Here is a 19,800-nt window from a genome sequence, read left to right on the forward strand (position 1 = left end):
CTGGCTTCCGATAAACTGCCAACTAATGACGGAAATACGCCACGACCCGGTTGCGCCCACCCGCACCCAGCGGCTCGCGTCCGGAGGGGAGATCGACGCTCACCGGCACGACGACCACCAGATCGTCTATGCCGGTCGGGGGGTGCTGGCCGTGACGACCAGCGAGGGATCGTGGATCGCTCCGGCCACGCGCGCGATCTGGGTGCCGGCGGGAACGGTGCACGCCCACCGTGCCTACGGCGACCTCGACCTGCACCTGGTCGGATTGCCCGCCGAGGACAATCCGCTCGGTGTGGACACCCCGACGGTGCTGTCCGTCGGCCCACTGCTGCGCGAACTGATCGTCGCGTACACCCGCAGCACGGACGACGGCAGCCCGGAGCGCGCCCGGATGCGCGCCGTGCTGCTCGACCAGGTGCGGGCCGCTCCTCAGCAGCGGCTGCACGTTCCAGCACCCCGCACGCCGCTGTTGCAGGCCCTGTGCGCCATGTTGCAGGCCGACCCGGGCGACACCCGTACGCTCGCCGAACTCGGTCGTGCGGTGGGCGCCAGCGATCGCACCCTGTCCCGGCTGTTCCGCAGCGACCTCGGGATGACCTTCCCGCAGTGGCGCACCCAGCTACGCCTGCATCACGCTCTCGTCCTCCTGGCGGCCAGCACGCCGGTGACCGCCGTGGCGCACCGGTGTGGCTGGTCCTCGGCGAGCGCGTTCATCGACGTGTTCCGACGCACCTTCGGGCACACCCCCGGCACCCATCCCGCCGGCTAGCCACCGCAGGCTGCCGCTCACGCGCGTCATCGATCGGCGGGACATCGGCGGTGGACGCCGTGCCCGGGTCACGGCCTCCCGGCTCCCGGTGCGGGCGCCGGGAACGCCACCAACACCCCGCTGGGTGCCGACGGCTCCGGTCCGCCCCAGGTCTGGCCGACGACGAACAAGCGCGGCTCCGGCTCGCGGCTGAGCACGCAGGCGAAGGCGCCGCGGTCGAGGCCGACGGTGGCCAACACCTCACCACCGGCACGGATCCGAACGCAGCGCTGGTTGCCGACGTCGGCATACCAGAGGGCGCCCTCGGCGTCGAAGCAGATGCCGTCGGGATGGTCGTCGGGCGTCTCCGCCCACACGTGCCGGTTGCCGAGGGCGCCGTCGCTGCCGATGTCGAAGGCGGTGAGCCGGTTCGCGTACGACTCGGCGACCACCAGGGTCGCCCCGTCCGGGCTGATCGCCATGCCGTTGGGGAACGCGAGGTCGTCGGCCACCCGCTCGACGTCGCCCTCCGGGGTGACGAGCACGACCAGGCCCGGTGCGAACTCACCGCCGGGGAAGTCGAAACCTATGGTGTTGACGTAGGCGTTGCCCCTGTCGTCGACCACGATGTCGTTCCAGGGCTTCTCCGAGACGCCGGAGAGGTCGGCATGCCGGACCAGCGACCCGTCCGGCTCCCGGCGCAGCAGCCGTCGCCGGGCCGAGTCCACGACGAGCAGCCGCCCGTCGGGCAGGAAGTCGATGCACATCGGGAACGACGGGACGGTTGCCACCACCTCGTGACCGCCGTCAGCGTCGAGCGCGATCACCTGGTTCGCGCCCCAGTCCGAGAACCAGACCCGCCCGTCATGCCAGCGCGGCGACTCGCCGAACACGATGCCTCGCATCAGGACGTCGGGTTCGCTCATCACGCTTCTCCCTCTGCTTGGAGACGGGGGCTTTCCGTTCTCGGAATCATCGCGCATCGGCGGCTGGGTCCGCCCCGGCTGACCCGGGGTTCCCGGCTGCCCTGCCGGCGACGACAGCGGTCGCGCGGTTACCCTGCGGCGGTGGCGGTCGATGCGGACGGGGAGCGCCTGGCGGCGTCGCTGGGGGAGCGGCTCGACGCCGTCACGTTCACCGACCTGACCACCGACCAGGTCACCGCCCGACTCATCGAGGTGGTGGTCGGCTGGGCGGCGGAGCAGGGTTGGCGGGTCTACCGGCGGGCGCCCAGCGTGCTGCCGCTGCCGCCGCCGATGTCCGCACAGCGGTCGGTGCTCGACGTGGCCTGCGCGCGCCCGGACGGACCACCGGTCGTCATCGAGGTCGACCACGGTACGCGCCGCCGGACCTGGGAGAAGCTGCTCGCCGAAGCCGACGCGGGGCGGATCCCGCTCTGGGTGCGTTGGGGCGCCGGCCGGTTCACCGCGCCACCCGCGCCGATCCGGATGGTGACCTGCCAGGTGGACGGTCGGCCGGACCCGACCGACCGGGGACGGCTGCACAGCCGCCTGCCACGAGTGGAGAAGCTGCCGCCGGCGCACTCGAGCACGCGGGTCGGGGAGACGGCCGCCGTCGAACTGCCGCTACCGCCGCCCGCACCGCCGGTTGCCGGAGCCTGAGCGGAACCCCGCCGACCGATCCCTGTTTTCGTTAACACGCCCTGACCCGGACCGGGAGCCAACGAACTGCCCGCCCGCGCGCCGCATCATCCGTGCTTAACCGTTCAATGCGGACACAGCCGTAGCGCCGTGCGTTACTGAGCTGTTGCCGAGACGTATCTTGACGGGCCTGGATGTGAGCGTTAACACTTGCGGTGACGGATCGGAGGTGGTCATGGGCGAGGTGCACGGAGCCGGCGAGCGGTACGTGGTCGGGGTCGACTACGGCACGCTCTCCGGGCGGGCCCTGGTGGTCCGGGTACGCGACGGTGCCGAGGTCGGAACGGCGGTGCACGAGTACCGCCACGGTGTGATCGAGTCCGGGCTCCCCGACGGGGGGCCGGCGCTGCCTCCCGACTGGGCGCTCCAGGACCCGGAGGACTACCGGGACGTCCTGCGCCATGCCGTTCCCGCCGCGCTGGCCGCCGCCGGCGTACGCCCCTCCCAGGTGATCGGGATAGGTACCGACTTCACCGCCTGCACGGTCCTGCCGACCCTCGCCGACGGCACCCCGCTCTGCGAGATCCCGGAGCTGCGCCGCCGGCCGCACGCCTGGGTCAAGCTCTGGAAGCACCACGCCGCCCAGCCGTACGCCGACCGGATCAACGCGCTGGCCCACGAGCGGCGCGAGCCGTGGATCGGCCGCTACGGCGGCAAGATCTCCGCCGAGTGGCAGTTCGCCAAGGGCCTCCAGATCCTCGCGGAGGACCCGGAGGTCTACCGGCGCGCCGAGCGCTTCATCGAGGCGGCCGACTGGATCGTGTGGCAGCTGTGCGGCACCGAGACCCGTAACGTCTGCACCGCCGGCTACAAGGGCATCCGTCAGGACGGCCGGTATCCGTCGAGCGACTACCTGAGCGCCCTCGACCCGGGTTTCGCCGACTTCGTGACCAAGCTGGACGGTCCGCTGCTGCCGCTCGGCGCTCGCGCCGGCACCCTCACCGCCCGGGCGGCGGCCTGGACCGGGCTGCCGGAGGGCATCGCGGTCGCGGTCGGCAACGTCGACGCGCACGTCACGGCCGCCGCCGCCCGCGCCCTGGCGCCCGGCCGGCTGGTGGCGATCATGGGTACGTCGACCTGCCACGTCCTCAACGGCGAGCGTCCCGCCGAGGTGCCCGGCATGTGCGGTGTCGTCGACGGCGGCATCAGCCCCGGTGCCTGGGGCTACGAGGCCGGGCAGAGCGGCGTCGGCGACATCTTCGGTTGGTTCGTCAGGCACGCCGCTCCGGCCGGCGCGGACTCGCACGACCGGCTGACCGAACTGGCCGCCGCCCAGCCGGTCGGGGCGCACGGCCTGATGGCGCTCGACTGGTGGAACGGCAACCGCTCGCTGCTGGTCAACCACGACCTGAGCGGGCTGATCGTCGGGATGACGCTGGCCACCCGACCGCAGGACGTCTACCGGGCGCTGCTGGAGTCCACCGCGTACGGCACGCGAATGATCATCGAGGCGTTCGTCGACGCCGGGGTGCCGGTCGCCGACCTCGTGGTGGCCGGCGGTCTCACCTCGAACCGGCTGCTGATGCAGATCTACGCCGACGTCACCAACCGCCCGCTGGGCATCATCGGCTCCGCTCAGGGGCCGGCGCTCGGGTCGGCCATCCACGCCGCGGTCGCCGCCGGGGCGTACCCGTCGATCCACCAGGCGTCGGCGGCGATGGGCCGGGTGCACGAGGGTGCCTACCGGCCCGACCCGGACAACGTGCGCGCCTACGACGCCCTCTTCACCGAGTACCGCGCGCTGCACGACCACTTCGGCCGCGGCGGCGACGACATCATGCTCCGCCTGCGGGCGATCCGGAACGCGGCCCTCGACGCGTCCGCGGCGCCGGCCGACACCGTTCTGGAGGTGGTCCGATGAACGCCGACCTGACCCGGCAGGTGGCCGCGCTGCGGGAGACCGTCGCCGGGCTGCACCGCGAACTCACCCGGTACGACCTCGTGGCGTGGACCGCCGGCAACGTGTCGGCCCGGGTCCCCGGCCAGGAGCTGATGGTCATCAAGCCCAGCGGCGTCGACTACGACGACCTGACCGCGGACGCCATGGTGGTCTGCGACCTCGACGGCAGGGTCGTCGACGGGGCCGGGTCACCGTCCAGCGACACCGCCGCCCACGCGTACGTCTACCGGGCGATGCCGGAGGTCGGCGGCGTCGTGCACACGCACAGCGGCTACGCCACCGCCTGGGCGGCCCGGGGCGAGGCGATCCCGTGCTGGCTGACCGCGCAGGCCGACGAGTTCGGCGGGGAGATCCCGGTCGGGCCGTTCGCGCTGATCGGCGGGGACGACATCGGCAAGGGGATCGTCAGCACCCTGTCCGGGCACCGCTCACCCGCGGTGCTCATGCGCAACCACGGGGTCTTCACGATCGGCCGGGACGCCCGCGCGGCGGTCAAGGCCGCGGTGATGTGCGAGGACGTCGCCCGCACCGCGCACCTGGCCCGCGCCCTCGGGCAGCCGCTGCCGATCGCGCCGGCCGACATCGACTCGCTCCACGACCGCTACCAGAACGTCTACGGCCAACGCCCGGCGACGGGCTGAGCGACCACCGCCGCACCACTGGCCGGCGCGCTCATCCGCCGCCCTTCTCGCACCCGCCCCCACCACCACAGCCGGGCCGCACGCCGCCGAGCCGCGATCCGGTCGACCCAACCCCCGAGGAGAACCGATGAGAACCACGGGAACAGCACGCGCCATCATCGCGACCGTCGCCACGGTGCTGCTCGCGGGCAGCCTGGCGGCCTGCGGCAACAGTGACACCGGCGGCGGTTCCGGCGCCGGCGACAAGATCGTTCTGGGCTTCTCCCAGGTCGGCGCGGAAAGCGGCTGGCGGACGGCGAACACCACCTCGATCAAGGAGGCCGCCGCCCAGGCGGGGATCGAGCTGAAGTTCGACGACGCCCAGCAGAAGCAGGAGAACCAGATCAAGGCGATCCGCAACTTCATCCAGCAGAAGGTCGACGTGATCGCCTTCTCGCCGGTGGTGGAGTCCGGATGGGACACGGTGTTGAAGGAGGCCAAGGACGCCGGCATCCCCGTTATCCTCACCGACCGCGCCGTCGACTCGGCGGACAAGACCCTCTACAAGACGTTCCTCGGCTCGGACTTCATCAAGGAGGGCCGGCTGTCCGGCGAGTGGCTCATCGAGCACACCAAGTCGGCGACCGGGCCGGTGAACATCGTCGAGCTGCAGGGCACCACGGGTTCGGCGCCGGCCAACGACCGCAAGAAGGGCTTCGCCGACGCGATCGCCGCGAACCCGAACCTCAAGATCGTTGCCTCCCAGTCGGGTGACTTCACCCGAGCCGGGGGCAAGCAGGTGATGGAGCAGTTCCTCAAGGCCAACCCGGACATCGACGTGCTGTTCGCGCACAACGACGACATGGGGCTGGGCGCGCTGGAGGCCATCACCGCGGCCGGCAAGACGCCGGGCAAGGACATCGTCATCATCACCATCGACGCGGTGAAGGATGGCATGCAGGCCCTCGCGGACGGCAAGTTCAACTTCATCGCCGAGTGCAGCCCGCTGCTCGGGCCGCAGCTGATGGACCTGGTGAAGAAGGTCCACGCCGGCGAGGCGGTGCCGCCCCGGATCGAGACCGAGGAGACCACCTTCACGCAGGAGCAGGCCAAGGAGGCGCTGCCCAACCGCAAGTACTGACCGACGCCGGGGTCGCCGTCCGACCGGCGGCGGCCCCGCCCCGTCGCTCGACTCCGTACCGACACCATCCAGAAGAGGTCTGATGGGATGACGGGTAGCCCTCCGGTCCTGACCATGACCGGGATCAGCAAGACCTTTCCGGGGGTCCGCGCGCTGCACGACGTCGACTTCCGGCTGTTTCCCGGCGAGGTCCACGCCCTGATGGGCGAGAACGGCGCCGGCAAGTCGACCCTGATCAAGGTGTTGACCGGCGTCTACGAGATCGACGCGGGCACCATCACCCTCGCCGGCGAGCAGGTCGCCTTCACCGGTCCGATGCGGGCGGCCGCCGCCGGCGTCAGCACCGTCTACCAGGAGGTGAATCTCTGCACCAACCTGTCGGTGGCGGAGAACATCTTCATCGGCCGGGAGCCGCGTCGCCTGGGTGCCATCAGGTGGGGCGAGATGCGCCGGCGGGCGCGGGAACTGCTGGCCCGGCTCGACCTCGATCTCGACGTCACCGCGCAGCTCGGCACGTACTCGTTGGCCGTGCAGCAGATGGTCGCCATCGCCCGGGCGATCGACGTGCGGGCCCGGGTGCTGATCCTCGACGAGCCGACCTCCAGCCTGGACGCCGGCGAGGTGGCACAGCTGTTCCGGATCATGCGACAGCTCCGTGACCAGGGCATCGCGATCCTGTTCGTCACCCACTTCCTCGACCAGGTGTACGCGGTGGCCGACCGGATCACGGTGCTGCGCAACGGCACCCTGGTGGGGGAGTACCGGACGGGCGAGCTGCCGCAGTTCAGCCTCGTCGAGAAGATGCTCGGCAAGGAACTCGACGTCCTGGAGCGCCTCGACGAGCAGCAGAAGCGGACGGTCGCCGTGCGGTCCGCCGCGGCACCGCTGGTGGACGCCGCCGAGCTGGGCCGCAGGGGAGCGGTCGCCCCGTTCAGCCTGCGCATCCACGCCGGCGAGGTGGTCGGACTGGCCGGCCTGCTCGGCTCCGGCCGCACCGAGGTGGCGCGGCTGCTCTTCGGCGCCGACCGCGCCGACCACGGGCAGGTCACGCTGGACGGCGGGAGGGTGTCGTTGCGCAGCCCGGTCCAGGCCATCGACCGCGGGGTCGGCTTCTGCTCGGAGAACCGCCGGGCGGAGGGCGTCATCCCCGAGCTGTCGGTCCGCGAGAACATGATCCTCGCGATGCAGGCGGCCCGCGGCTGGCTGCGGCCGATCCCCCGGCGCCGGCAGGACGAGCTGGTGGAGAGGTACGTCAAGGCGCTCAGCATCCGGCCGGCCGATCCGGAACTGCCGGTGCGCAACCTCTCCGGCGGCAACCAGCAGAAGGTGCTATTGGCCCGCTGGCTCATCACGGAGCCGCGGCTGCTGATCCTCGACGAGCCCACCCGCGGCATCGACGTCGGCGCGAAGGCCGAGATCCAGAAGCTGGTGCTGGAGCTCTCCGACGGCGGAATGGCGGTGCTGTTCATCTCCGCCGAGCTGGAGGAGGTGCTGCGGCTCAGCCACCGGGTCGCCGTCATGCGCGACCGGACGATGGTGGCCCAGCTCGACAACGACGACGCCCTCGACGCCGACGGCGTGATGCGGACGATCGCGCGTGGCGCCGGCAGTGGGGAGGCGATCCGATGAGCGGCGTCGCCGACCGTTTCCGCCGGCTGACCGGCCATCGCCTGTTCTGGCCCGCGCTGGTGCTGGTGGCCATGATCGCGGCGAACGCGATCCACCGACCCGGCTTCCTGTCCATCGAGGTCAAGAACGGGCACCTCTACGGCACCCCGATCGACATCCTGCGGCTGAGCGCGCCGCTGATCCTGGTCGCGCTGGGCATGACCCTGGTCATCGCGACCGGCGGAATCGACCTGTCCGTCGGCTCGCTCTGCGCCATCAGCGGCGCCATCGCCTGTCTCTACATCAGCGAGGCGCCCGACCAGAACAGCCTCGCCAGCGTGTTCACCGCGCTCGCGCTGGCCGTCGGCGCCGCGCTCGTGCTCGGCGCCTGGAACGGCGTACTGGTCGCCGTGATCGGCATCCAGCCCATCATCGCCACGCTGATCCTGATGGTGGCGGGCCGGGGCCTGGCCCAGCTCATCACCGAGGGCCAGATCATCACCGTCAACTCGGGCCCCTACCGGGCGATCGGGCTCGGGCACGTCCTGACCCTGCCGCTGGCCATCGTCATCGCCCTCGCGGCGGCCCTGCTGGTCGCCGCGTTCACCCGCCGCACGGCTCTCGGCCTGATCGTCGAGTCGGTCGGCGGCAACGCCGAGGCCAGCCGGCTGGCCGGCATCCGCTCCAGCCGTACCGTCTTCCTGGTCTACGTCGTCAGCGCCGCCTGTGCCGCGCTCGCCGGCTTCATGATGACCGCCAACGTCTCCAGCGCCGACGGCAACGCGGCCGGCCTCTGGGTGGAACTCGACGCGATCCTCGCGGTGGTCATCGGCGGCACGTCGCTGGCCGGCGGCCGGTTCTCGCTCGGCGGCACCATCCTCGGCGCGCTGCTCATCCAGACCCTCACCACCACGGTGTACGCCATGAACATCTCGCCGCAGACGTCCCTGCTGTTCAAGGCGGTCGTCGTCATCGCCGTCTGCCTCATCCAGTCGCCGGCCTTCCGCGCCACGCTCACCCGGCGTCGGCGCGGCGGCGCGCCCCGGCCGGAGTTGCGGCAGCGCGAGAAGGAGCAGGTGCCGGCATGAGCAGCACCTCGTTGACCACCGGTCGCGCCTGGCGGCCCACGCTGGCCCGCCGGCACGTACCGGTCCTGGCCACCCTCGCCCTGCTGCTGGTCATGTACGGCATCGGGGTGTCCCAGTACCGGGCGTTCTCCGGCATCCAGGTCGTCTTCAACGTCTTCATCGACAACGGCTTCCTCCTCGTGGTCGCGGTCGGCATGACCTTCGTGATCCTCACCGGCGGCATCGACCTGTCGGTCGGCTCGGTGGTCGCGATGACCGCGATGGTGTCGGCCGCCCTGCTCCAGGACGGCGTGCCCGCGGCCCTGGTGCTCGTCGTCGCCCTGCTGATCGGCCCGGTGCTCGGGTTCCTGATGGGCTGCGCGATCCACTTCTTCGACATCCAGCCGTTCATCGTGACCCTCGCGGGAATGTTCTTCGCCCGCGGCATGTGCACGTTCATCAGCGACTCGTCCATCCCGATCACCGATGGCTTCTGGACGGCGGTGTCGCAGGAGCGCATCGGTGACCCGCGGGGGAACTTCGTGTCGGTCAGCGTGCTCATCGCGTTCGCGGTCGTCCTCGTCGCCGCGTACGTGCTGGCGTACACCCGATTCGGCCGCACCGTGTACGCGATCGGCGGCAGTTCCCAGTCGGCGCTGTTGATGGGCCTGCCGGTGGGCCGTACCCGGATCGCCGTCTACACGGTCAGCGGGCTCTGCTCGGCGATCGGCGGCATCCTGCTGTCGTTCTACACGCTGTCCGGCGCCCCGCTGATCGCCGTCGGCATGGAGCTGGACGTGATCGCCGCCGTCGTCATCGGCGGCACCGTGCTCACCGGCGGGTCCGGCTACGTCTTCGGCACCGTCCTGGGCGTGCTGGTGCTGGGCGTCATCCAGACCCTGATCACGTTCGACGGGAGTCTCAACTCCTGGTGGACCCGGATCGTGATCGGTGGCCTGCTCTTCGCCTTCATCCTCCTGCAGCGCCTCATCGGCATCCGCTTCAAGTGACCGCCCCTCTCGCGGAAGGCAACTCCATGGCAACGCATCCTGAACCCGAGGTCTGGTTCCTCACCGGCAGCCAGGGCCTGTACGGCGAGGACACCCTGCGGCAGGTCGCCGACCAGTCCCGGCAGATCGCCGCGCAGCTCGACGCCGCGCCGGGCATCCCGGTCCGGGTGGTCTGGAAGCCGGTGCTGACCTCCAGCACCGACATCCTGAAGGCTTGTCGGGACGCGGCCGTGCAGGGAGCGGTCGGGGTGATCGCCTGGATGCACACCTTCTCGCCGGCCAAGATGTGGATCGCCGGCCTGGACGCGCTGCAGACACCACTGCTGCACCTGCACACCCAGGCCAACGTCCTGCTGCCGTGGGACGAAATCGACATGGACTTCATGAATCTGAACCAGGCGGCCCACGGCGACCGCGAGTTCGGCTTCATCCAGACCCGGTTGGGCGTCGCCCGCAAGACCGTCGCCGGCCACGTGAGCGATCCGCGGGTGATCGCGCGGGTCGGCGCCTGGTCCCGGGCGGCGCTGGGCTGGTCGGCGATGCGCTCACTGCGGCTGGCCCGCTTCGGGGACAACATGCGCGATGTCGCCGTGACCGAGGGCGACAAGGTCGAGGCCGAGTTGCGCTTCGGTGTGTCGGTGAACACCTACGGCGTCAACGACCTCGTCGCGGTGGTCGACGAGGTGGCCGAGGCGGAGATCGACGACCTGGTCAAGGAGTACGACGACACGTTCCGGGTCGACCCGCGGCTGCGCCCGGGCGGGGCCCGCCACGACTCGCTGCGCTACGCCGCACGGCTGGAACTGGGCCTGCGCGCCTTCCTCGACGAGGGCGGCTTCCGGGCCTTCACCACCAACTTCGAGGACCTCGGCGGCCTGCGCCAACTGCCCGGCATCGCCGTGCAGCGGCTGATGAGCGACGGCTTCGGCTTCGGTGGCGAGGGCGACTGGAAGACCTCGGTGCTGGTGCACACGCTCAAGGCGATGGCGGTCGGCGTCGAGGGCGGGACGTCGTTCATGGAGGACTACACCTACGACCTCACTCCGGGCGACGAACTGGTGCTCGGTGCCCACATGCTCGAGGTGTGCCCGAGCATCGCCGCGGACACCCCGAGCGTCGAGATCCACCCGTTGAGCATCGGTGGCCGGGAGGATCCGGTCCGGTTGGTCTTCGACGCCGCCCCGGGGCCGGCGGTGGTGCTGGGCCTGGCGGACATGGGGGAGCGCTTCCGCCTGGTCGCCAACGAGGTCGACGTGGTGACGCCACCGCGCCCGCTGCGCCGGCTGCCGGTGGCCCGGGCCGTCTGGCGGCCCCGTCCGCACCTCGCCGGCTCGGCGGAGGCCTGGATCACCGCCGGCGCCCCGCACCACACCGTGCTGTCGCAGGCCGTCGGCGTGGAGGAGCTGCACGACCTCGCCGAGATGACTCGCACCGAGCTGGTCGTCATCGACGCCGACACCGACCCGCGGCGCTTCGCCGACGAGATCCGCTGGAGTCAGGCGTACTACCGGCTCGCCCGGGGGTTCTGAGTCCACGGGCTGCTCCGCGACAACCCCGGACACACCGACAAGCGTGGGTGGCCGCCCCGGTCGGGGAGTGCCACCCGCGTGTCTCCGCCCGGCGGTCCGGCCGGTCGAAGATACGTCTTGACTAACGTGTTGTTATCGCTCACAGTCGAACGTATAGACGGTCGTGCATCCGGGTAGTCCGGGCCTGAAATCGTCCCCCGCGGTTCGTTGGGAATCGAGCGCCTCGTCGGGCAGAGGCAGGCTTGTTAACGATCACAGCGGGCTTGCGGGACAGGTCCGGTGTGTGCCGGGTGCCCGGGATGCCGGCCAGCGGACTCGTTTCCCGTTCCTGATCCCGAAGGAGAAGCATGGTTGCCATCGGTGGGCCCAGCCCCGCTGTGCCGCCTCGCCCCGGACGGCTGTCCCGGCTCGCCGCCGCCACCGCGGCGGTGGTGGTGCTCGGCGGCACGCTCGTCGCGGTGTCCGCCTCGCCGGCGTCGGCGGCGACGGTGGACACCAACGCGTGGTACGTGTTGGTGAACCGCAACAGTGGTAAGGCGTTGGACGTGTACAACCTGGCCACGAACGACGGGGCGCGGATCACGCAGTGGTCGCGCAACGACGGGAACTGGCAGCAGTGGCAGTTCGTGGATTCCGGTGGTGGTTACTACCGGTTGAAGTCGCGGCACTCCGGCAAGGTGCTGGACGTGTACAACTTCTCGACGGCCAACGGTGCGAGCGTCGTGCAGTGGTCGGATCACAACGGCACCAACCAGCAGTTCCGGTTGGCGGACTCGGCCGGGGGCTACGTGCGGTTGGTCAACCGGAACTCGAACAAGGCGCTGGAGGTGCAGGGCGCCTCGACGGCCGACGGCGCGAACGTGGTGCAGTACGACGACTGGGGTGGGGCCAACCAGCAGTGGCAACTCGTCCGCGTCGGTGACTCCGAAAACCCCGGTGGCAGCCTGCCGTCGTCGATCCGGTGGAGTTCCAGCGGCGTCCTCGCCGGTCCGAAGCCGGACGCGGCCCACCCCGACATCCGGGCGATCAAGGACTACACGGTGGTACGCCACAACAACGCGTGGCAGGTGTACGCGACCACGGCCAGCCCGTCGCAGGGCTGGAACCTGGTGCACTTCTCGTTCCCGGACTGGCCGCAGGCGAATGCCGCGACGCACACCTACCTCGACACCGCGACCCCGATCGGGCGGGGCTACCGGGCGGCGCCGCACATCTTCTACTTCGCCCCGCACAACCTGTGGTACATGGTCTACCAGACCGGGCTGCCGACGTACTCGACCAGCACCGACCCGAGCAACCCGCGGTCCTGGACGACGCCCCGCAACTTCATGAGCAGCGAGCCGGCGATCGTCACCCAGAACAAGGGCAACGGCGCCTGGCTCGACTTCTGGATGATCTGCGACACCGCCAACTGCTACCTGTTCTCCAGCGACGACAACGGCAACATCTACCGGTCGCAGACGACGTTGGCGAACTTCCCGAACGGGTTCGGCAACACCCAGTTCGCGCTGCGCGACGCGAACGCGTTCAACCTGTTCGAGGGCACCGCGGTGTACAAGGTGGCGGGCGCCGACCAGTACCTGCTGCTCCAGGAGGCGATTGGCAGCAACGGCCGCCGCTGGTACCGGTCCTTCACCTCCGGCAGCCTCAACGGCTCCTGGACGCCGCACCTGGCCACCGAGTCCAACCCGTTCGCACACCGCAACAACGTGACGTTCGCCGGGACCGCGTGGACGCAGGACTTCAGCCACGGTGAGCTGATCCGGTCCGGCAACGACCAGACAGTGCCGGTCAACCCCTGCCGGTTGCAGTTCCTCTACCAGGGACAGGACCCGGGCGCCGGTGGCGAGTACATCTCGCTGCCCTGGCGGATGGGTCTGCTGACGCAGACCAACTCGACCTGCTGACAGCGCCGGCGCCCCCACCGGGAGGGTGGGGGCGCCGGCCCGCCAGCCTCACCGGCCTCGAACGTCGTCCGCTGCACCGCGCCGAGCTTCGACAATGACCGGGAGTTCTTCCTGGGATATCGAATCCCCATTTCCGACGACGGCATCTGCCATTGGGCGCGGTGACAATATGTCGGTTCTCCCCGACGGCAGCGCGACATTCACCGGCAACGGCACCGCTTTGCTGAGGGTGGCACGGGAAAAGGCCCGGGGTGCGGCACGAGAGCCGGGTGACGTGCGCCGCCGGTGTCGAAACGACGAATGTCGGCGCCAATTCCGCGCACCCGGATACGGAATGCGAGCCGGCGGGTTCGGCCGCGCCCGGTCCGGCGGGACAGCTGGCGTAGACTGTCGGCGATCCATTATCGGTCGCTTCGGAAGAACCGCCGCGGCGGCCGCGTGAGCGATTCGTGCCACCGGCCGGTCCCCGTCGCACCCGACCGGGCGCGGTCGCCACGGGCACGTGGGGGGAAGGCGAGGTGGCCGTGCGCGGTCCTGCGATGACGGACGTGGCTCGCCTCGCCGGCGTCTCCCACCAGACGGTGTCCCGGGTCCTCAACGGCCACCCGAACGTGCGCGAGCAGACCCGGCTGCGGGTCCAGGCGGCGATCGCCGAACTCGGCTACCGCCCCAACCGCGCCGCCCGCGCGCTGGTCACCGGTAAGTCCCAGGTGATCGGCGTGGTGGCGCAGAACACCACCCTCTACGGCCCGGCCTCGCTGCTGGCCGCCCTCGAACAGGCCGCGGCCGAGGTCGGCTTCGCGGTCAGCGTCGGCAGCGTGCGCGACCTCGACCATCGGTCGATCTCGGCCGCGGTGGAGCGGCACCTGGCGCACCGGGTCGCCGGCATCGTGGTGATCGCCCCGGTCGAGTCGGCCGGGGAGGCCCTCGAGCGGCTGCCCCACGACGTGCCCCTGGTGACCGTCGACGGCGATCCCCGCCGGCCGGTCCCCCTGGTGACGGTCGACCAGGTCGCCGGTGCCCGAGCCGCGACGCAGCATCTCCTCGACGCCGGGCACCGGACGGTCTGGCACGTCTCCGGGCCGCCGGACTGGTTCGACAGCGCCGGGCGGATCGAAGGATGGCAGGAGGCGTTGCGGGCGGCCGGAGCCGAGGTGCCGCCCCTGGTGCCGGCGGACTGGTCGGCCGCGGCCGGATACCGGTGCGGGCAGATGCTGGCCCGGATGCCGGAGGTTACCGCCGTCTTCACCGCCAACGACCACCTGGCCCTCGGTGTGCTGCGGGCCCTGCACGAGCACGGCCGGCGGGTGCCGGACGACATCAGCGTGGTCGGCTTCGACGACGTACCCGAGGCGGCCTACTTCATCCCGCCGCTGACGACGGTGCGGCCCGACTTCGCCGCGGTCGGCCGGGCGAGCCTGGAACTGCTGCTGGCCCAGATCGAGTCGGACGTGGCAGGCCCGCTGCGGCGGACCATCGCACCGACCCTCATCTCCCGTCGCAGCGTCGGCCGGCCGCGCCGCTGAGCCACCGGGACGGGGCTTCACGACCATGGAACGGCTGTCGCGAAAAGCCCCGTCTCGACGGCAGCCGCGATTCTCGGGCTGGTGCGGCAACCTCGGATCGACTGATCGGCCTGTCGCCGCCGGCTCCATCGGGTGCGCTCAGTGGTCGCGGCAGCCGACCTCGTCGCCGATCTCCGGGGGGATGCCGAACGGGCGGCATTCGAGCGCGCTGCCCTCGCCCACCTTCTTCCACCGGCCGGCCGAGTGCTCGAACAGCAGCACACCGTCGCCCTGCATCCGCGGGTCGACAGCGATCACGCCGGCCGTGGCCCACCGGCGCGCGCACCTGATCTGCGCCGCGTCGATCCGGTGGGTGTCCTTCAGCCCCGACACCCGCTGCAGGGTGGCGGCGCTGACCGGGCAGGCGGCCCCGGCGGCGGCCGGCGTGGTCGACGCCGCGCCGTCGGTCGGCGCATTGCTGGAGGCGGACGGCGCCGCACCGGGGGCGGGCGCGGTGCTGGTCGCGGCGGACGGTGTGCCGGACCCGGCTACGGGAGCGGGCGAGGTGGCGGTGCAGGCCGCGAGGCCCACTAGGACGGTGATCGGCGCGAGGGCGCGTAGAGCTGACAGGTTCATCGTTCCTCCGGTTCCGGCGTGGACTGCGACAACCGGCTACACGCCCGCCCGGCGGGTGGGGTTGCGGCGGAACGGGCATCTGACGGAATGCCGTCGGTGTCGAGCCGGGTGCCGGCGCAGCCCGGCCGTGACGGGGCCCAGCGTGTCGCCCGACGCCGCTGTCTCAAAACCTGGTGCGTGTTTTAAAACCTTACCCGGTTTTGAGAATGCGATAGATGGTGGCCCGCGAGACGCCGTACCGTTCGGCCAACTCGTCGACGCCGAGCCGGTCGGTCTCCCGCAGTCGGCGGACCTCCTCCGCGTCCGCGGCGGTCAATGCCGCCGGTCGCCCACCGGCCCGGCGGGTGCGCGGCTCGGGTGCGACGCCCGCGTCGGACGGCCGCGGACCGTCGGCGACCGGGCCGTCCACCGCCAGCAGCGTGCGCGTGCCGTCGAGGATCAGTCGCCGGAGCTTGGCGGGTGGCACGTCCCGGAAGATCACCACGGGATCGGCCAGCCCGGCGACCACCTGGGCCGCGCGCACCCGCTGGGCGAGCCCGGGGCGGGGGCCGCTGACGAGGGTGTTCGCCAGGGCGATGGCGGCCCGGAAGCGGTCGGCGACCGGCGCCTGCACGAGCAGGGTCATGTCGCGGACCAGCATGAGCAGCGTGTCGCGGTGGCGCAGGTGCACGTCGAGGAACGCCTCGATCGCGCGCCAGCGCACCGTCTCCGCATCACCGGCGGCCTCCGCCTCGTTCAACGCCTGCTCCAGTTCGTCGAGCACCGGACCGGTCAGCTCGTGGAGCACGTCCTCTTTGGCGGCGAAGTGGTAGTAGAGCGCGGCCTTCGTGATGCCGACCCGGTCGGCGATCTCCTGCATGGAGGTGGCCCGGTATCCGCGTTCGGCGAACAGCGCCGCCGCGACCGTCAGGATGCGCTGCCTCGTCATGCCACTGCTCCCTACCGCAGGTAAGTACGGTTGCTATCATACTGACCATGGGTCAGTTTACTGCAGTCGACGTGTCCTTCCCGAGCGACGGTGGCCGGCGAGGCGGTCGCCTGTACCGGCCGGAGGGGTCGCACCCGGTGCCGTGCGTGGTGATGTGCTCCGGCTTCGGCAGCACCATGGACCGCCTCTACACGTGGGCCGAGGTCTTCGCCGCCGCCGGGCTGGCGGCATTGGTGTTCGACTACGGCAGCTTCGGGCGCAGCGACGGCGATCCGCGCCAGGTCGTCGACGTCGACGGTCAGCTCGCCGACGTGCGGGCGGCGGTGGCCTGTGCCCGGGCCGACCGGGGCGTCGACGCCCACCGGGTCGTCCTGTGGGGCAACTCCCTCGGCGGCGCCCACGCGATCACCGTGGCGGCGGACGACCCGCGGATCGCCGCCGTGGTGGCGCAGATCCCGTTCAACGGGTTCCCGCGCCGCGCCGAGGGCCGGTCGACGGCGCAGAGCCTGCGGCTCATGGCGGCCATCCTGCGGGACGCACTCCGGGGCAGGCTCGGCCTGACACCGCACTACATTCCACTGGTCGGTGAACCGGGTGAGATCGCGATCACCAACGCGGCGGCGGCCAAGGAGCACATCCGCACCCTGTCCGGCGAGGACTCGCTGTGGCGCAACCAGGTGGCACCCCGCGCGACCCTGCGGATGATGCGCTACCACCCCGCGGACGCCGCCGCACGGCTGGCCGTGCCACTGCTGGTCTGCCTCGCCACCGACGACGCGGAGACGCCCGTGGAGTTGAGCAGCCAGCTCGCCGAGCGCGCCCCGCACGGGACGCTCAAGCTCTATCCGGGTACGCACTTCTCGTTCTACACCGACCCGCGGACCCGGCAGACCGTCGCGTCGGATCAGATCGCCTTCATCAGCGAAGCGCTCGGTCTTGCGTCCTAGCCGTCCCCTCCGCCGTTGCGGACAGGCCCGTGGCCGGGGCATCGGCAGCGGCGACCGGATCCGCCCCAACGGGCACCCGGAGCTGAGTCCGTCCATAGAGAACAATTCGACCGTTAGGATCAACTCATGCGCGTCCTGATCGTCTCCGCGCCTCTGATCGGTCACGTCTTTCCGCTCGTCCCGCTGGCCGTCGCGCTGCGCGACGCCGGGCACGACGTGCTGGTGGCCACGGCCGCCGACGGGCTGGACGTGGCCCGCTCGGGGCTGCCGGTGCGCGACGTGGCGCCGGCGTTCGACTTCGGGCGCATCGCGCGGGGGGTGATGCTGCGCCATCCGCTGCTGGCCCGCGCCGAACTGGCCGGCCGGGGCGGCACCCGGGGCGCCGGGGCACTCTTCGGCACGGTGAACGACCAGCTCGCCGACGGGGTGGTCGCGCTGGCCGAGGAGTGGCGGCCGGACCTGGTGCTGCACGAGCCGTTCGCGGTGGCCGGGGCGGTTGCCGCGGCCCGGCTCGGCGTGCCGGCGGTCCGCCAGGAGAACACCCTGTTCGACGGGCGGGAGCTGGTCCGGGCGACGGTGGCCCGGCTCGACGCGGCGCTGCGCCGGCACGGCCTGGCCGAGCTGCCGCCGCCGGCGGCCGCCGTCGCGGTGGCGCCGCCGAGCGTGCTGCGGCAGGACGGCTGGCCGATGCGCTACGGCGCGTACGTGGGCGGTGGTGAGCTGCCGGAGTGGCTGCGCGAGCCGGGTGAGCGCCCCCGGGTGCTGGTCAGCCGCAGCACCGTGGCCGGTCCCGGCTCGGGTGGCCCGATGCGTGCCGTGGTGGCCGCGGCGGAGCGGGTGGACGCGGAGTTCGTCCTGGTCCGGCCGGAGGAGCGGCTGGCCCGGGGGACGCTGCCCGGCAACGTCCGTACCGTGGGCTGGATCCCGCTGGCGGCGGCGCTGCCGGCGGCCGCGGCGCTGGTGCACCACGGTGGCGCCGGCAGCGTCTACGGCGCCTTCGCCGCCGGGGTGCCGCAGCTGGTCACGGTCGGCGCGGGTGACCGCCGGCACAACGCCGAGCTGGTGGCGGCCCGCGGCGCCGGCATCGCCGCCGCCCCCCGTGCCATCAGCCCCGACGTGCTGACCCGGCTGCTCACCGACGCCGCGCTGCGCGATGCCGCGGCCCAGGTCGGCCGGGAGATCGCCGCCATGCCGGACCCGGCCGAGCTGGTGCCGCGGCTGGTCGCGCTGGTCCGCTGAGAGCCTGCCGCCGATCGGCGCCAGGCGGCCGCGGCGCCGCCGGCTCGGCACCGGTCACTGCGACAGCATCACGGCGATCGCTGGTCCGAACGCGACGCTGAGCAGGTAGGCGAGGTTGAACAGACCCAGGGCCTCGGCCTCGCGCGAGGCGGGCACGACGCCCGCCGCGCGCAGGGCGAGCACGCCCTGGCCGGTCGAGGCGGCCAGGGAGCCGAGCGCCATCGCCGCGAGCAGCAGCGGTACGACGGTGGTGGCCGCCGCCAGCAGCGGCGCGGCGGCGCCGGCGGCGAGCAGTGCGACGGCCACCACCCGGTGCGGCGCCCGCGCGGACGCCGCGACCAGGAATGCCGAGCCGAAGCCGCCGAGCAGGTACGGCGCCAGTAGCCAGATCCCGCTGCGGGTGCCGTCCCATCCCGCGTGCTCCCGCAGCAGCTCCGGCGCGGTGTAGAGCAGGCCGAAGTTCACCACACCCAGCGTGAAGGCCAGCGCGCTCGCCGCGAGGAACCGGCCGTTGCGGGCCACCGCGGCGGGCAGGAAGCCGTCGGGCCGCGCCTTCGTCCGGGCCGCGAGCACCAGCAGCAGCGCGACGGTGGCCGGGCCGGCCACCAGCGGCCGGTGCGGGGTGAGAACCGCCGCGGTGACCAGCAGGGCGAGGAGCGCCATGCCGAGCGGATCGAACGACGCCGGCGCCGCTTCCCGCGGTGCCGCGCCGCGCCGCGCCGCGGGCACGGCGAGCACCGCCAGCAGCGGCAACGCCAGCACCGCCGGCCAGGAGAGATAGTCGGCCACCAGCGCGCCGGTCAGCGGGCCGGTGCTGCCGACGACCGCGAGCGAGGCGGTGACCACCCCCATCCGCCGAGCCGAGTCGGCCAGTTTCATGGCCGTCACGGTGAGCCCGGCGGAGCCCAGGGCCTGCACCCCCGCGCCGACCACCAGCACCGGCACGTTCGGGCTCAGCACGAGCAGGACCGTCCCCGCGACCACCAGCGCGGTCGCGACGGTCAGGACCGCCCGGACGCCGCGGCGGGCCAGCAGCGCCGCCAACAGGGGCGTACCCAACGCGATCCCCCAGCCGAAGGCGGTCACGGCGGAGGCCGCCGTCTGTTCCCCGGTACCCATCGCCCGCGCCACGTCGTCGAGGACCAGGGCCGGCCCGGCGATCCCGTAGGACAGCGGGCCGGCCAGCAGGGCGAGCCAGGGTGTGGCCACCCGTTCCGGTGCGGGCTGGCCGCCGCGGCGAGCGGCCGCGCTGTGCTGTAGGTGATCCATCGCACTCCTCCGGTGTCAATCGGCTGGATCGAGCCTGCCCAGCGCCCTTACCGCCGACTGACGGTCGCCTGACGTACGGGTCGGG

At 71.9% G+C, this 19,800-nt stretch carries 17 protein-coding genes; 13 read left to right on the forward strand and 4 right to left on the reverse strand.

The genetic code is table 11. The features are described from left to right. Positions 1-25 precede the first annotated feature (25 nt). Positions 26-769, forward strand: a complete 744-nt coding sequence (locus SM577_RS25160) for an AraC family transcriptional regulator (protein ID WP_474588133.1) — start codon at positions 26-28, stop codon at positions 767-769. A gap of 68 nt (positions 770-837) precedes the next feature. Here SM577_RS25160 and SM577_RS25165 read toward each other — a convergent pair whose 3' ends face one another. After that, positions 838-1,674, reverse strand: coding sequence for an SMP-30/gluconolactonase/LRE family protein (locus tag SM577_RS25165; protein ID WP_302917325.1), 837 nt, complete (start codon positions 1,672-1,674; stop codon positions 838-840). Positions 1,675-1,815: 141 nt separating this feature from the next. Here SM577_RS25165 and SM577_RS25170 point away from each other — a divergent pair, with 141 nt between their 5' ends. From SM577_RS25170 to SM577_RS25215, 10 genes are all read left to right on the forward strand, one after another. Continuing rightward, positions 1,816-2,370: a hypothetical protein gene (locus SM577_RS25170; RefSeq protein WP_474581687.1), complete on the forward strand. Its 555-nt coding sequence runs from the start codon at positions 1,816-1,818 to the stop codon at positions 2,368-2,370. A gap of 214 nt (positions 2,371-2,584) precedes the next feature. Further along, positions 2,585-4,270 carry a ribulokinase gene (gene araB / locus SM577_RS25175; protein WP_474588134.1) on the forward strand — a complete coding sequence of 562 codons (1,686 nt, stop codon included), beginning with the start codon at positions 2,585-2,587 and terminating at the stop codon, positions 4,268-4,270. Next, the gene (locus tag SM577_RS25180) at positions 4,267-4,950 is read left to right on the forward strand and encodes an L-ribulose-5-phosphate 4-epimerase (protein ID WP_474581689.1); all 684 of its coding nucleotides are present in this window, start codon (positions 4,267-4,269) and stop codon (positions 4,948-4,950) included. Before araB ends, SM577_RS25180 begins: the two co-directional genes overlap by 4 nt. A 127-nt stretch (positions 4,951-5,077) precedes the next feature. Further along, on the forward strand, positions 5,078-6,070 hold the full coding sequence (locus SM577_RS25185; protein ID WP_302917320.1) for an ABC transporter substrate-binding protein: 993 nt from the start codon (positions 5,078-5,080) through the stop codon (positions 6,068-6,070). Positions 6,071-6,157: 87 nt separating this feature from the next. Beyond that, positions 6,158-7,699 carry a sugar ABC transporter ATP-binding protein gene (locus SM577_RS25190; protein ID WP_302917319.1) on the forward strand — a complete coding sequence of 514 codons (1,542 nt, stop codon included), beginning with the start codon at positions 6,158-6,160 and terminating at the stop codon, positions 7,697-7,699. Continuing rightward, positions 7,696-8,766 (forward strand): ABC transporter permease, encoded by a 1,071-nt coding sequence (locus SM577_RS25195; RefSeq protein WP_474588135.1) that lies wholly within the window; start codon positions 7,696-7,698, stop codon positions 8,764-8,766. Before SM577_RS25190 ends, SM577_RS25195 begins: the two co-directional genes overlap by 4 nt. Continuing rightward, on the forward strand, positions 8,763-9,755 hold the full coding sequence (gene yjfF, locus SM577_RS25200) for a galactofuranose ABC transporter, permease protein YjfF (RefSeq protein WP_302917317.1): 993 nt from the start codon (positions 8,763-8,765) through the stop codon (positions 9,753-9,755). Before SM577_RS25195 ends, yjfF begins: the two co-directional genes overlap by 4 nt. 26 nt (positions 9,756-9,781) lie before the next feature. After that, positions 9,782-11,284, forward strand: coding sequence for an L-arabinose isomerase (araA, locus tag SM577_RS25205; protein ID WP_474588136.1), 1,503 nt, complete (start codon positions 9,782-9,784; stop codon positions 11,282-11,284). A gap of 347 nt (positions 11,285-11,631) precedes the next feature. Beyond that, positions 11,632-13,191, forward strand: a complete 1,560-nt coding sequence (locus SM577_RS25210) for a non-reducing end alpha-L-arabinofuranosidase family hydrolase (RefSeq protein ID WP_474588137.1) — start codon at positions 11,632-11,634, stop codon at positions 13,189-13,191. 539 nt (positions 13,192-13,730) lie between these two features. Then, positions 13,731-14,717, forward strand: a complete 987-nt coding sequence (locus SM577_RS25215; RefSeq protein ID WP_302917314.1) for a LacI family DNA-binding transcriptional regulator — start codon at positions 13,731-13,733, stop codon at positions 14,715-14,717. Between the two features lie 138 nt (positions 14,718-14,855). Here SM577_RS25215 and SM577_RS25220 read toward each other — a convergent pair whose 3' ends face one another. Both SM577_RS25220 and SM577_RS25225 read right to left on the reverse strand, forming a co-directional pair. Continuing rightward, a complete protein-coding gene (locus SM577_RS25220) occupies positions 14,856-15,332 on the reverse strand; it encodes a hypothetical protein (RefSeq protein WP_474588138.1) in 477 nt (158 codons plus the stop codon). 190 nt (positions 15,333-15,522) lie between these two features. Further along, complete coding sequence (locus tag SM577_RS25225; protein ID WP_302917312.1) at positions 15,523-16,260, reverse strand: TetR family transcriptional regulator; 738 nt, start codon at positions 16,258-16,260, stop codon at positions 15,523-15,525. On the opposite strand from SM577_RS25225, the gene SM577_RS25230 reads away from it, so the two are divergent. Both SM577_RS25230 and SM577_RS25235 read left to right on the forward strand, forming a co-directional pair. Next, positions 16,206-17,207 (forward strand): alpha/beta hydrolase, encoded by a 1,002-nt coding sequence (locus SM577_RS25230; protein ID WP_474581762.1) that lies wholly within the window; start codon positions 16,206-16,208, stop codon positions 17,205-17,207. The genes SM577_RS25225 and SM577_RS25230 overlap by 55 nt on opposite strands. A gap of 126 nt (positions 17,208-17,333) precedes the next feature. Continuing rightward, the gene (locus tag SM577_RS25235) at positions 17,334-18,446 is read left to right on the forward strand and encodes a nucleotide disphospho-sugar-binding domain-containing protein (RefSeq protein WP_302917310.1); all 1,113 of its coding nucleotides are present in this window, start codon (positions 17,334-17,336) and stop codon (positions 18,444-18,446) included. A 54-nt stretch (positions 18,447-18,500) separates the two neighbouring features. Here SM577_RS25235 and SM577_RS25240 read toward each other — a convergent pair whose 3' ends face one another. After that, complete coding sequence (locus SM577_RS25240) at positions 18,501-19,715, reverse strand: MFS transporter (protein ID WP_474581694.1); 1,215 nt, start codon at positions 19,713-19,715, stop codon at positions 18,501-18,503. Positions 19,716-19,800 lie beyond the last annotated feature (85 nt).

This window comes from Micromonospora desertarenae, from assembly GCF_056150265.1.